This is a genomic window from Mesorhizobium neociceri, assembly GCF_013520985.1.
GTDB classification, from domain to species: domain Bacteria; phylum Pseudomonadota; class Alphaproteobacteria; order Rhizobiales; family Rhizobiaceae; genus Mesorhizobium; species Mesorhizobium neociceri.
Genome location: NZ_JACDTY010000010.1, coordinates 143,486 through 156,568, shown reverse-complemented (window position 1 = coordinate 156,568; position 13,083 = coordinate 143,486). Strand labels below are relative to the sequence as shown.

The following is a 13,083-nucleotide window of genomic DNA, read 5'->3' as shown; positions in this document are numbered from 1 at the left end:
GCCCGAAAGGCCCGTCAATCATCCCGGCAAAACGCGACCTCAACAAAATGCGAAAGCAGGGAAGAAACGATGGAAAAAGCCGAAATCGGCCTGATCGGCCTTGGCACGATGGGTTCCAACCTGGCGCTCAACATTGCCGAGCACGGGCACCGCATCGCCGTCTTCAACCGCACCAAGGCACGCACCGACGCCTTCCTCGAAAGCGCCGGTGCACTGCGCGACAGGGTGGTGCCCTGCTACAGCCTGGAGGAACTTGCCGAAGCTATCCGGCCGCCACGACCGATCATCATCATGGTGCTGGCCGGCAAGCCGGTCGACGAACAGATCGAGGCACTGCGCGGCGTGCTGTCAGACAATGACATCGTCATCGATGCCGGCAACGCCAATTTTCGCGACACGATGCGGCGCTTTTCCGAACTGTCGGACTCGGGCCTCACCTTCATCGGCATGGGCGTATCCGGCGGCGAAGAGGGGGCGCGCCACGGACCGTCGATCATGGTCGGTGGCACCGAAGAATCCTGGAAGCGCGTCGAAAGCGTGCTCACCGCGATCTCAGCCAAATTCAAGGACGAACCGTGCGCTGCATGGCTCGGCACCGACGGCGCAGGGCATTTCGTGAAGACCATTCACAACGGCATCGAATATGCCGACATGCAGATGATCGCCGAAATCTACGGCATATTGCGCGACGGTCTCGGCATGGGGCCGAAGGAGATCGGCGCCGTCTTTGAAAACTGGAACAAGGGCCGGCTCGATTCGTATCTGATCGAGATCACCGCCGAGGTTCTGGCCGCCGATGATCCAAAGACCGGCAAGCCGGTGGTTGACATCATCCTCGACCGTGCCGGCCAGAAGGGCACCGGCAAATGGTCGGTCATCGAGGCGCAGCAACTCGGCATTCCGGCGACCGCGATCGAGGCGGCGGTGGCGGCGCGCGTGCTGTCGTCGATCAAGGATGAGCGCCAGGCAGCCGAAAAGGCCTATGGCAATATCGGCGTGACCAAGATTGCCGGCGACAAGGCGGCACTTCTGAAAGATCTGGAACAGGCGCTGCTCGCCGGCAAGATCGCTGCCTATGCGCAAGGTTTCGCGGTGATGAGCGGCGCCTCGAAGGAGTTCAACTGGAACCTGCCGATGCCGACCATCGCCAAGATCTGGCGCGCCGGCTGCATCATCCGCTCGCAAATGCTCGACACGATGGCGGAAGCCTTCGGCTCCGGCGGCGCTGCCACCAACCTTTTGATGGCGCCGGCCTTCATTACCATGATGCAGGAGGCGCATCCGTCGCTCCGGCGCATCGTCGCAAGAGCGTCTGAGGCCGGCTCGCCCGTGCCGGCGCTGGCGTCGGCACTCGCCTATTTCGACAGCTACCGCCAGGGGCGCGGCACCTCGAACCTGATCCAGGCGCAGCGCGATTTCTTCGGTGCGCACGGCTTCGAGCGCATCGGCGAGCAGGGGGCTTTCCACGGACCATGGGGCAGCGGCGCGGCTGGCTAGAGTCGGTGAGGCCAGGCCTCTCAGGTCGCGCCAATCAACCGCTATACGAGACGACGTTGCCCGGCTTGACCACGCTCTGCAAAGAGCCGGGTGCGCCGCCGCCTATCCAGCCCAGCACGGCGCGGGCAAGCTCGGTGCCTGCCAGGCGGAAGTCTTCGTTGACGACCAGCAACTCCCGGCGGAACAAATGCAGCAGTTCCGACGACTGCTTGGACACCACGTCGACGTCGCGGCCGAGTTTCAGGCCGGCATCCTCGATGCCGGCGACGATGGCCAGCGTTGCCGCGGCGGCGCTGCTGACGAACCCGTCCGGCCTGACGTCGCGGCGCATCAACTGCGCGGTCCGTGTCCTGATCTGATCGATCGACTGGTCGATCGAAACGGTGTTGAACGGCACTTCGCTGGCGCCGACCTCACCCAGCGCATCGGCAAAGCCGTTCACCGTGTGGCCGTAATAGGTGAGCCCGACCGGCGGTGTCACCAGGGCCAGCCGGCGCCGGCCGATGCCGGCCAGATGGCGTACCGCCTCGGCGGCGAAGGCGTAGTTGTCGAAGTCATGATAGGGGTGGACCAGCCCCATATCGGTGCGGCCATGCGTGGCAAAGGGAATGCCGCGCTCCAGCATGTAACGGGCGCGTGGGTCATTGGGCTGCGTGCGCGAAATGATGACGCCGTCGGCCGAGCCGGACTCGACGAGGTATTTCACCGGATCCAGCGGATCCTGCGAGCGCGAATAGGGCGTGACGATCAGGTGATAGGGCGTGTCGGCAATGACCTCCGACACACCGTAGATGATGTCGGAGACAAAGCTCATGATCTCGCGCTCGGTGTTGAGCACGAGGCTGATGACATTGGTCTTGCCTGTTCTGAGGCGCACACCGGCGCGGTTCGGCCGGTAGCCGATCTGCCTGGCAACGAGCTGAACCCGCCGCCTGGTCTCGGCGCCGATCTCAGGCGCATCCTTCAACGCGCGCGAGACGGTGGTGACGCCGAGCCCGGTCATGAAGGCAAGCGTCTTCAGCGTCGGCCGCTCATGCGCCGACGCCTCGTCGTCCTTGTCCGTCTGGTCCCTGTCCATTCGTCCCGCCCCGTCAGGCGCATAGCAGTCGCCGGACCGGCCGACAATCGCTTCGATGACGATGTGGCACGATTCTTCGCCCGCCAGGCGTCAATATACTGAAACGTTACAGATTGCCAATATTGCCGCTGCAGACCGCCCAATCCATGGTTCTGGCAGGCTTTTTGGTCCCGGCCGAAGCCACGAGAGAAAACGAGGCCTGGGGCGGATTTCTTGCACTGCAGCATAATTTTGCAGCGCAGCAGCCGGTTTTAAGCAGAGTTTGCCGGCTTGCGTGCAAGGAATTTGTTCGCGCCTCGAAAAAATATCGAGGCGCGTCTACCGGAGGGGTTGCACGCACTGCACAATTGCCGTATCGAAAATCTGTAACGTTTCAGATTCTGGGAGGAACCGAAATGCGCTATAAACTTTTGACCGCTGCTTTTGCAGCGACGGCCGCGCTGCAGTTTGCCGGCCCGGCAGCCGCGACTGACCTTGAAGTCACCCATTGGTGGACCTCGGGCGGCGAGGCGGCGGCGGTTGCGGAACTCGCCAAGGCCTTCGATGCGACCGGCAATCACTGGGTCGACGGCGCCATCGCCGGGTCCGGCGGCACCGCGCGGCCGATCATGATCAGCCGCATCACCGGCGGCGATCCGATGGGCGCCACCCAGTTCAACCACGGCCGGCAGGCGGAAGAACTGGTGCAGGCCGGCCTGATGCGCGACCTCACCGACGTCGCCACCAAGGGCAAGTGGACGGAAATCGTGCGGCCGAAGAGCCTGCTCGACAGCTGCATCATCGACGGCAAGATCTATTGCGTGCCGGTCAACATCCATTCCTGGCAGTGGCTGTGGCTATCGAACGAGGCCTTCGCCAAGGCCGGCGTACCGATGCCGAAGGACTGGAATGAGTTCGTGGCGGCAGCGCCGGCGCTGGAAAAGGCCGGCATCATCCCGCTCGCTGTCGGCGGGCAGGCATGGCAGTCCTCCGGCGCCTTTGACGTGCTGCTGGCGGCCGTCGGCGGCTCCGATGCATTCCTCAAGGTCTACAAGGACAAGGACGCCAAGTTTGCCGCCGGGCCTGAGATCGCAAAGGTGTTCAAGGCCGCCGACGATGCCCGCAAGATGGCCAAGAACACCAATGTCCAGGACTGGAACCAGGCGACCAATCTGGTCATCACCGGCAAGGCCGGCGGCCAGATCATGGGCGACTGGGCACAAGGCGAATTCCAGGTTGCCGGCAAGGTCGCGGGTAAGGACTACACCTGCCTGCCGGGCCTCGGCCTGAACGAAGTGATCGCCACCGGCGGCGACGCCTTCTACTTCCCGCTGCTCAAGGATGCCGACAAGTCCAAGGCGCAGGAGGTGCTGGCCGAAACGCTGCTCGACCCCAAGACGCAGGTCGCCTTCAACCTCAAGAAGGGCTCGCTGCCGGTGCGTGGCGACGTCGACCTGAACGCAGCCAATGACTGCATGAAGAAGGGCCTCGCCATCCTCGCCAAGGGCGCTGTCATCCCGTGGACGGACCAGCTGATGTCGCAGGACACCCAGAAGCAGAAGGAAGATCTCTTCGCCGAATTCTTCGCCAAGCCGGACATGACGGTGGAAGAGGCGCAGAAGCGCTTCGCCGACCTCATCGCGGCGGCAGACTGACGTTGGAGGCAATCCACTTCGCTCCCGGCCTTGCCAAAAGCAGGGCCGGGATCGCACCGCCCTTACCCAGCCGGCTGACGAGATGAGCAAGAGCGAACGCCCCAACCCGCTGTTCCGCAACCTCAATGCGAAGGTCGCCTCGATCCCGATGATCCTCACCGCGTCGGTGGTCTTCGTTGGCGGGACGTTGTGGACGGTGCTCTATTCCTTCACCAATTCGAAGCTCTTGCCGCGGCTGAATTTCGTCGGCCTCGATCAGTATTACCGGCTGTGGGCGACGCCGCGCTGGCTGGTCTCGATCGAGAACCTGTTGATCTATGGCGCCATCTCGCTGGTGTTCTCGCTGGTCATCGGCTTCCTGCTTGCGGCACTTCTCGACCAGAAGATCCGCTTTGAGGACACGTTCCGCACCATCTTCCTCTATCCGTTCGCGCTGTCCTTCATCGTCACCGGCCTTGTCTGGCAGTGGCTGCTCAATCCGGATTTCGGCATCCAGCATGTGGTGCGGGACCTCGGCTGGACGAGCTTCAGCTTCGACCCGCTCTATAACTCCAGCATCGTCATCTACGGCATTTCGATTGCGGCGCTGTGGCAAGGCACAGGGCTGATCATGTGCCTGATGCTGGCCGGCCTGCGCGGCATCGACGAAGACATATGGAAGGCGGCGCGGGTGGACGGGATTCCGATGTGGAAGACCTATCTGTTCATCGTCATCCCGATGATGCGGCCGGTCTTCATCACCACGCTGGTCATCATCGCTTCCGGAATCGTCAAGGTCTACGACCTCGTCGTCGCCCAGACCAGCGGCGGCCCCGGCATCGCCTCCGAAGTGCCGGCAAAATATGTCTACGACTACATGTTCTTCGCCCAGAATCTCGGCCAGGGCTTTGCCGCCTCGACCATGATGCTGCTCTCGGTGGTGATCGTCATCGTGCCGTGGGCCTATCTCGAGTTCGGAGGCAAGAAGCGTGGCTGACCCGGCCGTCCCCTTGCCCGCCGGCGCGGGTGCCGCCGAGCGCGAAGCCCTGGGGCCGCGCGGACCAAAGCCGCGGCATGTCTTCTCGCGCCGCAACATCTTCCTTTATGGCACGCTGTTCGTGGTGGCTGTCTACTATCTGCTGCCGCTCTATGTGATGGTCGTCACCTCGCTCAAGGGCATGCCTGAGATACGGCTCGGCAACATCTTCTCGCCGCCGCTCGAAATCACTTTCGAACCGTGGGTCAAGGCGTGGGCGACAGCCTGCACCGGCCTCAACTGCGACGGGCTGTCGCGCGGCTTCTGGAATTCGGTGCGCATCACCGTGCCGTCGGTGCTGCTGTCGATCGCGATTGCCTCGGTCAACGGCTACGCGCTCGCCAACTGGCGCTTCAAGGGCGCCGACACGTTCTTCGTCATCCTGATCGTCGGCGCCTTTATCCCCTATCAGGTGATGATCTATCCGATCGTCATCATCCTGCGCGAGATCGGCCTCTATGGCAGCCTCAGCGGGCTGGTGATCGTGCATTCGATCTTCGGCATGCCGATCCTGACGCTTTTGTTCCGCAATTATTTCGCTTCGATGCCGGAAGAGTTGTTCCGCGCGGCGCGCGTCGACGGCGCCGGCTTCTGGGGCATCTTCCTGCGCATCATGGCGCCGATGTCGCTGCCGATCTTCGTCGTCGCCATCATCCTGCAGGTGACCGGCATCTGGAACGACTTCCTGTTCGGCGTCGTCTACACCCGCCCTGACACCTATCCGATGACGGTGCAGCTCAACAACATCGTCAACTCGGTGCAAGGCGTGAAGGAGTACAACGTCAACATGGCCGCCACCATCCTGACCGGCCTCGTGCCACTCATCGTCTACTTCATTTCCGGCAAGCTTTTCGTGCGCGGCATCGCCGCCGGCGCGGTGAAAGGGTGATGGGTATGGCGGCAGCCAACGGCACCAGCGTTTCGATCCAGGACCTATCGCTGAATTTCGGCGCTGTATCGGTGCTGCAGACGCTCAACCTCGACGTCGCCGAGGGCGAGTTCATCGTGCTGCTCGGTCCCTCAGGCTGCGGCAAGTCGACCTTGCTCAACTGCATTGCCGGGCTGCTCGACATTTCCGAAGGCCGCATCTTCATCAAGGGCAAAAACGTCACCTGGGAGGAGCCGAAGGACCGCGGCATCGGCATGGTGTTCCAGTCCTACGCGCTCTATCCGCAGATGACGGTGGAGAAGAACCTGTCCTTCGGTCTGCGCGTCGCCGGCGTGCCCAAGGACGAGATCGCCAAGCGCATCGCGCGCGCGGCCGAGATCCTGCAGATCGAGCCGCTGCTGCAGCGCAAACCGGCGGCCTTGTCGGGCGGCCAGCGCCAGCGCGTGGCTATCGGGCGGGCGCTGGTGCGCGACGTCGATGTCTTCCTGTTCGACGAGCCACTGTCCAATCTCGACGCCAAGCTGCGCTCGGAACTGCGCGTCGAAATCAAGCTTCTGCATCGCAAGCTGCAGAACACGATGATCTATGTCACCCACGACCAGATCGAGGCGATGACGCTGGCCGACCGCATCGCCGTCATGCGCGGCGGCGTCATCCAGCAGCTCGACGCGCCGCAGACCATCTACAACCGTCCGGTCAACCGGTTTGTCGCCGGCTTCCTCGGCTCGCCGGCGATGAATTTCCTTGAGGGGCAGTTGGAGGCCGGTTCGACGTTCAAGACCGACGGTGTTTCGGTACCGCTTGAGCGCTATGCCTTCGACGGCACGGAGCGTCCGACCGGCGCTTGTGTGCTCGGCATCCGGCCCGAGCACATCGCCTTCGGTGAAGCGGCAAAGTCGATGCCGTTTTCCGCCAGCGGTTCGGTCGAGATCGTCGAGCCGATGGGTTCGGACACGCTGGTGTGGACCAAGCTCGGCGGCCGCAACCTGTCGTTCCGCGTCGAGGCCGAAAGGACGCTGCGCAGCGGCGACCCGGTCCAGTTCGGTTTCGATCCGGCGCGCGCCTCGCTGTTCGACGCCGCCACCGGCAATCGCCTGTAATTTTCGAGAATCATCCAGCCACATCCCCCCAACCACATCCCCCAAGACCCACCACCCAAGAAACGGACAAAGACGATGAACTGGTCATTCCAACTTTACAGCGCCCGCAATTTCCTGCCCTGGGACGGCGTGCTCAAAATGCTGGGCAAGCTCGGTTACAAGGAAGTCGAAGGCTTCGGCGGCGTCTATGACGACCCCAAGGCGTTCCGCGCCGAACTCGACAAGAACGGGCTTGCAATGCCGACCGGGCATTTCTCGATCGATGCGCTGGAGAAGGATTTCGACGGCGTGCGCAAAACGGCCGACGCGCTCGGCATCACGCTCGTCATTTGTCCCTTTCTCATGCCCGATTCCAGGCCGTCCGACGCCGCCGGCTGGCGCGGCTTCGGCGAGCGCCTGGCCAAGGTCGGCGAGACGGCCAAAAAAGCCGGCTACGGCTTTGCCTGGCACAACCATGATTTCGAGTTCAAGAAGCTCGCCGACGGCTCGGTGCCGCAGGACCATATTCTGTCGGCCGCGCCCGATATCGGCTGGGAGATGGATGTCGCCTGGGTGATCCGCGGCGGCGTCGATCCGCTGCCGTGGATCGAAAAGCACGGCAAGCGCATCAGCGCCGTCCACGTCAAGGATATGGCCAAATCGGGCGAAGGCCTCGACGAGGACGGCTGGGCCGATGTCGGCCACGGCACCATCGACTGGGCCGGCCTGATCAAGACGCTGCGCGCCAAGAGCGCGGCCAAGTATTACGTCATGGAACAGGACAATCCCAACGACATCGAGCGCTTCGCCAGCCGCTCGCTGGCATCCGTCAAGGCTTACTAGGAACAATCATCATGGCAAAGAAACTGGGTATCGGCGTCATCGGCTGCGGCAACATCTCGAAAGCGTATTTCTCGCTGGCGCCGCTGTTTCGCGGCATCGAGATGCGCGCCTGCGCCGACATCAACATGGATGCAGCCAAGGCACGGGCGAAAGAGTTCAAGCTGCGCGCCGAGACTGTCGACGAACTGCTCAGGGACGACGAGATCGACATCATCGTCAACCTCACAATCCCAGCGGTGCACTACGAGGTGTCGAAGCAGATCCTCGACGCCGGCAAGCACGTCTATTCGGAAAAGCCGTTCGTGCTGTCGGTCAAGGAAGGGCTCGACCTCAAGAGCCGTGCCGAGAAGAAGGGTCTGCGCATCGGCTCGGCTCCGGACACTTTCCTCGGCGGCGCGCATCAGCTGGTGCGCGCGCTTATAGACACCGGTGCACTCGGCAAGATCACCAGCGGCACGTGTCACGTGATGGGCCACGGCATGGAACACTGGCATCCCAATCCGGACTTTTTCTTCCAGCCGGGCGCCGGGCCGGTGCTCGACATCGGGCCTTACTACATCACCAACCTGATTCAGTTGATCGGACCGGTGAAGCAGGTGGCGGCCTTCGCGACGACGCCCGCCAAGGAACGCACGATCTCGTCCAAACCGCGTGCGGGCGAGAAAATCCCGGTCGCCACGCCGACGACCATCCATGGCCTGCTCGAATTCGAGAATGGCGCCGTCATCACGCTCAATACAAGCTGGGACGTCTGGAGCCACGGCCATGCGCCGATGGAACTCTATGGCGAGACGGGCACGGTGTATGTGCCTGATCCGAATTTCTTCGGTGGCGACGTGCGCTTCACCGAGGCGGCCAAACCGGTGAAGAAGCTGCCGAAATGGAAGCATCCGTTCGGCGTGCCGAACGAAATGCACGGCCAGGGCATGATGGCCAACTACCGCACTGCCGGCCTTGCCGACATGGCGCTGGCGATTGCCGAGGGACGGCCGCACCGCTGCTCGATGGAGCTGGCGCTGCATGCCGTCGACGTCATGACCGGGCTGTTGCGGTCGGGCGAAACCGGCAAGTTCGTCGCCATGCAGACCACATGCGAGCGGCCGGCCGCACTCGGCGTCAAGGACGCAAAAGGGCTGTTGGCGAAGAAGAAATGAGGTAGAAGGGTGTCGGTGCGTTCGCGCCGACACCCATTCAATCCAGGATATGTACCCATGCGCTGGCAGCCGGCTGAAAACCGCTATGAGAAAATGCTCTACAACAGGTGCGGGCGATCCGGCCTGAAACTGCCGGCGATCTCGCTCGGCCTGTGGCACAATTTCGGCAACGACACGCCGCACAAGACCAAGCAGGCGATTGCGCGCAAGGCTTTCGATCTCGGTATCACCCATTTCGATCTCGCCAACAATTACGGCCCGCCGCCCGGCTCGGCCGAGATCGCCTTCGGCGACATATTGCGCACCGATTTCGCCGGCTATCGCGATGAGCTGATCATTTCGACCAAGGCCGGTTACGAGATGTGGGCCGGCCCTTACGGCGAATGGGGCAGCCGCAAATATGTGCTGGCCAGCCTCGACCAGAGCCTGAAGCGGATGGGGCTCGACTATGTCGACATCTTCTATTCGCACCGCTTCGATCCGGATACGCCGCTGGAAGAAACGATGGGCGCGCTCGACCATGCGGTGCGTTCGGGCAAGGCGCTCTATGCCGGCATCTCGTCCTACAATTCGCAGCGCACGCGCGAGGCGGCCGACATATTGAAGCAGCTCGGCACGCCCTGCATCATCCATCAACCGAGCTATTCGATGCTCAACCGATGGGTCGAAGAGGACGGGCTGCTCGACACGCTGGAAGGGCTCGGCGTCGGCTCGATCGTGTTCTCGCCGCTGGCGCAAGGCATGCTGACCGACAAATATCTCGGCGGCATTCCCGAGGGCAGCCGCGCTTCCCAGGGCAAGTCGCTGCGGCCCGCCTTCATCAACGACAAGACCATTGCCAACATCCAGGCGCTGAATAAGATCGCCGGCAAGCGTGGCCAGACGCTGGCGCAGATGGCGCTGGCCTGGGTGCTGCGCAAGGGCCGGGTGACTTCGGCGCTGATCGGCGCCAGCCGGCCCGAACAGGTCGAGGACTGCGTCGGTGCGCTCAAGGTGCTCGAATTCAGCGATGCCGAGCTCGCCGAGATCGACACTTACGCGCGCGAGTCCGACATCAATCTGTGGGCGGCTTCGGCGGAACGCAAGGGACCGCCGCGGAAGTGAGCTAAAAGCAATTCCAGGAAAGTGCGAAGCGGTTTTCCCGGGAAAAGCGCGCAGCGCTTTCCCTGAGGAATTGCGTCAACGCTCTAACCTCAGCCGGCAAATTATACGAATCAAAACGGCGGGAGCATCCCGCCGTTTTGCGTTTTCATGAAACGATGAACCGCCCTGGCTTCACGGCTTCTTGGCCGTGCCGAGACCAGCCTTGGGCGCCGCCGCGGCTGCCGGGGCCGGGGTCTTCATCTTGGCCTCGATCCAGCCGGTGTAGTTGGCCAGCCGCGTGTAGATGCCATAGGCGTTCTTGTGGCCGCAGGCCGCAGTGCCGTCTGACGGGCCTTCGCCCCAGCTGACGACGCCGACCTGGACCGGGCCGTCGGCGCCGGTCATGAACAGCGGTCCGCCGCTGTCGCCGTTGCAGGCGTCGCGTTCGCCGCTGTCGGTGCCGGCGCAGATCATATTGCCGGTCAGCGGATCCGACATGTCGGCGGCAATCGCATTGGCGGCGGCATCGATACCCTTTTCCGAATAGCGCATGCGGCGCGAGAGATCGCTGAGCGCCGCCTTGAGGTCATGCGCGTAGATCGACTTGATGCCGCTGTTGCAGGCAGCGCTCGGCTCGAGATCGAGATCGGCGACCATCAGCGCGGTCGGGAAGGTGCCGTCCTGCATCTTGCCCCAGCCGATGACCGTGGTCTTGCCACTGTCGGGCGTCGGCTCATTCGTGATCTTGATGACCGGCGCATCGGCGGGCTCCGCCAGCCGGAGCAGGCCGAGATCGTTGTCCAGCGTCTGTTCGCTGTAGCCCTCGTTGACGATGACCTCGACCACCTTGTAGCGCTTGCCTTCGGTGAGGTCAGTGGCGCCGGTCAGTACAGTCACCGTGTCGGGCGAAATCGGCTGGCCCTTGTCGTTGAGGCAGTGCGCCGCCGTCAGCACCCATTGCGGTGCGATCAGGCTGCCGCCGCAGAATTGCGCGTTCGGCTGCGACGCCGGGCTGGGGTCCAGCCGGGCGGTGGTCAGCAGCGCCACCTGGAACGGATAGGCGCCCTTGTCGGCTTCCTTGCCGCCATAGACGCGGTCGGCGCCATCGGGGTTCTCGGCCTTGGCCTTGTCCCTGGCTTCGGCGACGCGCTGCATTGGCGAGACCGCCGCTTCCGGCCGGACGGCGGCGTCTGCCGCATGCAGCGCGTTGACGGTGGGAAAGGCGGCTGCGATGCCCAACAGCGATGCTGCGGCAAGCGGCTTGAGCCGATGGAAAATGTTCACCTTGAAACCTCCTGAGAACGACAATTGGCGGGCGATGCCTGCCTAGCGCAAAATCAGCCTAAGCCAACCCGGTACGCCGCTCGCACCCTGCGCCAGATCGAACGGCGCGCGAGCGGTCATAAAACCGAAATACCACTTTTGCTAATCGTGCCCCGTCGGGCAGAGCCCACCCAAACCCTATAGCCCCCCACGGGCTATGTGGAAGTGATTTGTCATTGCCAATGTTGGATTATTTTAGGCAGTATATCGACGCGGGTGCGTTTGGCGGAGGGCTTTAACGGGGCCGCCCGGAACGATGATCTTATACGGGCGGGTAACCAAACTGATTTTTTAACGCCACCACGATCTCGACAATATTTCTATATTTTGATCCAGTCCTTGCTGACTTTTGGGAGAGTCTCACCATGACGAAACTGACAAGCACTATCATTGCGTCCGCATTGCTATCCACTGCAATGTGGGCGATGCCCGCCTTCGCCGCCGATCCCGGCTCCGCGAATGCCGGCAACGGCGAAAGCATGCGCGATCTTGGGACGGGCGACTACCAGCCTGGCCGGGCAAAACCGATCGCCCCGCCGAAACTGACCGAAGACGAAGCCAGCCGGGCGGCGCCGCTGACTGACGAGGCGACGGCGGTAAAATCCTATGGCATCGTCGGCCGTTCCGCCGATGGCAAGGACATCAAGATCGATGCCGGCGATACGCTAAAGGACCTTGTCATCAAGGAACTGAATGCGCCTGCCAACGCACCGAATGCCGACAAGACCGGGCTGACGGGCGGCGACGAAGCCGGCCGCCAGGTGTTCGGGGCCGACGATCGCGAGCAGATCAAGAACACCAAGACCTACCCGTTCACCGCGATCGGCTATCTCGAAGGCAAAGCCAAGAGCGGCTATGGCAGCTGCTCGGCCACCTTGATCGGGCCACGCACGGTGCTCACCGCCGCGCATTGCCTCTACAGCAACGAAGACAAGGCCTGGCTCGATGACGTCATTTTCGTGCCGGCGCTCAACGGCAACACCGCCGACGATGCTCCGTTCGGCGCTTTCAGCTATGAGAGCGTCTATATTCTGCAAGGCTTCATCGATAATTATCAGGGCTACTACGGCTCGGTCATTCCGTGGGACCTCGGCATTGTCACGCTGAAGCAGGATGTCGGCACCAATCTCGGCTGGCTGGGTTATGCCAACTACGAGAACCTGGGCGATTTCACCGCCAACATCATCGGTTATCCCGGCGACAAGCCGATGGGCACGATGTGGAAGGCGACCTGCGAAGTGCACGCCGAAAATATCGGCGTGGAGTATTTCCAGTACGACTGCGACACCTATCCGGGGTCGAGCGGCAGCTCGGTCTACGCCTATGACAATGGCGCCAAGCAGCGCGTCGTCACCGGCGTGAACGTGGCCGAAAGCCCCAACGCCAACACCGCGGTGCGCTTGAACGCTGCCAACATCGAGTGGATCAACGGCCTGTACAAATAAGGCCCGATCTTTCGCCGGCAAACAGCGGCGAAAACCAGCAATA

11 protein-coding genes are annotated in these 13,083 nt (G+C 62.7%); 9 read left to right on the top strand and 2 right to left on the bottom strand.

The annotated features are described in order from the left end of the window. The first annotated feature begins 69 nt into the window (after positions 1-69). On the top strand, positions 70-1,497 hold the full coding sequence (gene gndA / locus H0241_RS20675) for an NADP-dependent phosphogluconate dehydrogenase (protein WP_181059615.1): 1,428 nt from the start codon (positions 70-72) through the stop codon (positions 1,495-1,497). A gap of 34 nt (positions 1,498-1,531) precedes the next feature. Here the strand turns inward: gndA and H0241_RS20670 are convergent, their stop codons facing one another. Continuing rightward, the gene (locus H0241_RS20670; protein ID WP_181059613.1) at positions 1,532-2,575 is read right to left on the bottom strand and encodes a LacI family transcriptional regulator; all 1,044 of its coding nucleotides are present in this window, start codon (positions 2,573-2,575) and stop codon (positions 1,532-1,534) included. Between the two features lie 395 nt (positions 2,576-2,970). Between H0241_RS20670 and H0241_RS20665 the strand changes: the two genes are divergently transcribed. From H0241_RS20665 to mgrA, 7 genes are all read left to right on the top strand, one after another. Next, positions 2,971-4,209: an ABC transporter substrate-binding protein gene (locus tag H0241_RS20665; RefSeq protein ID WP_181059611.1), complete on the top strand. Its 1,239-nt coding sequence runs from the start codon at positions 2,971-2,973 to the stop codon at positions 4,207-4,209. An 82-nt stretch (positions 4,210-4,291) separates the two neighbouring features. Continuing rightward, entirely contained in the window at positions 4,292-5,185 is an 894-nt protein-coding gene (locus H0241_RS20660; protein ID WP_181059609.1) for a carbohydrate ABC transporter permease, read from the top strand. Beyond that, complete coding sequence (locus H0241_RS20655) at positions 5,178-6,113, top strand: carbohydrate ABC transporter permease (protein ID WP_181059607.1); 936 nt, start codon at positions 5,178-5,180, stop codon at positions 6,111-6,113. The genes H0241_RS20660 and H0241_RS20655 overlap by 8 nt, the downstream gene beginning before the upstream one ends. 5 nt (positions 6,114-6,118) lie before the next feature. After that, positions 6,119-7,213, top strand: a complete 1,095-nt coding sequence (locus tag H0241_RS20650) for an ABC transporter ATP-binding protein (protein ID WP_235984383.1) — start codon at positions 6,119-6,121, stop codon at positions 7,211-7,213. Between the two features lie 75 nt (positions 7,214-7,288). Next, positions 7,289-8,035: a sugar phosphate isomerase/epimerase family protein gene (locus H0241_RS20645; protein ID WP_181059603.1), complete on the top strand. Its 747-nt coding sequence runs from the start codon at positions 7,289-7,291 to the stop codon at positions 8,033-8,035. An 11-nt stretch (positions 8,036-8,046) separates the two neighbouring features. Further along, on the top strand, positions 8,047-9,189 hold the full coding sequence (locus H0241_RS20640) for a Gfo/Idh/MocA family protein (protein ID WP_181059601.1): 1,143 nt from the start codon (positions 8,047-8,049) through the stop codon (positions 9,187-9,189). A gap of 57 nt (positions 9,190-9,246) precedes the next feature. Then, positions 9,247-10,293: an L-glyceraldehyde 3-phosphate reductase gene (mgrA, locus tag H0241_RS20635; RefSeq protein WP_181059599.1), complete on the top strand. Its 1,047-nt coding sequence runs from the start codon at positions 9,247-9,249 to the stop codon at positions 10,291-10,293. Positions 10,294-10,464: 171 nt separating this feature from the next. Here mgrA and H0241_RS20630 read toward each other — a convergent pair whose 3' ends face one another. After that, positions 10,465-11,556: a S1 family serine peptidase gene (locus H0241_RS20630; protein WP_181059597.1), complete on the bottom strand. Its 1,092-nt coding sequence runs from the start codon at positions 11,554-11,556 to the stop codon at positions 10,465-10,467. A 404-nt stretch (positions 11,557-11,960) separates the two neighbouring features. On the opposite strand from H0241_RS20630, the gene H0241_RS20625 reads away from it, so the two are divergent. Continuing rightward, positions 11,961-13,040 carry a trypsin-like serine peptidase gene (locus tag H0241_RS20625; RefSeq protein WP_181059595.1) on the top strand — a complete coding sequence of 360 codons (1,080 nt, stop codon included), beginning with the start codon at positions 11,961-11,963 and terminating at the stop codon, positions 13,038-13,040. Positions 13,041-13,083 lie beyond the last annotated feature (43 nt).

Excerpts from the sequence above, each read along its gene's own strand:
- H0241_RS20625 (WP_181059595.1), top strand. The coding sequence starts at position 11,961 with ATGACGAAACTGACAAGCACTATCATTGCGTCCGCATTGCTATCCACT.
- H0241_RS20665 (WP_181059611.1), top strand. The coding sequence starts at position 2,971 with ATGCGCTATAAACTTTTGACCGCTGCTTTTGCAGCGACGGCCGCGCTG.
- H0241_RS20645 (WP_181059603.1), top strand. The coding sequence starts at position 7,289 with ATGAACTGGTCATTCCAACTTTACAGCGCCCGCAATTTCCTGCCCTGG.
- H0241_RS20670 (WP_181059613.1), bottom strand. The coding sequence starts at position 2,575 with ATGGACAGGGACCAGACGGACAAGGACGACGAGGCGTCGGCGCATGAG.
- H0241_RS20650 (WP_235984383.1), top strand. The coding sequence starts at position 6,119 with ATGGCGGCAGCCAACGGCACCAGCGTTTCGATCCAGGACCTATCGCTG.
- H0241_RS20660 (WP_181059609.1), top strand. The coding sequence starts at position 4,292 with ATGAGCAAGAGCGAACGCCCCAACCCGCTGTTCCGCAACCTCAATGCG.
- mgrA (WP_181059599.1), top strand. The coding sequence starts at position 9,247 with ATGCGCTGGCAGCCGGCTGAAAACCGCTATGAGAAAATGCTCTACAAC.
- gndA (WP_181059615.1), top strand. The coding sequence starts at position 70 with ATGGAAAAAGCCGAAATCGGCCTGATCGGCCTTGGCACGATGGGTTCC.
- H0241_RS20640 (WP_181059601.1), top strand. The coding sequence starts at position 8,047 with ATGGCAAAGAAACTGGGTATCGGCGTCATCGGCTGCGGCAACATCTCG.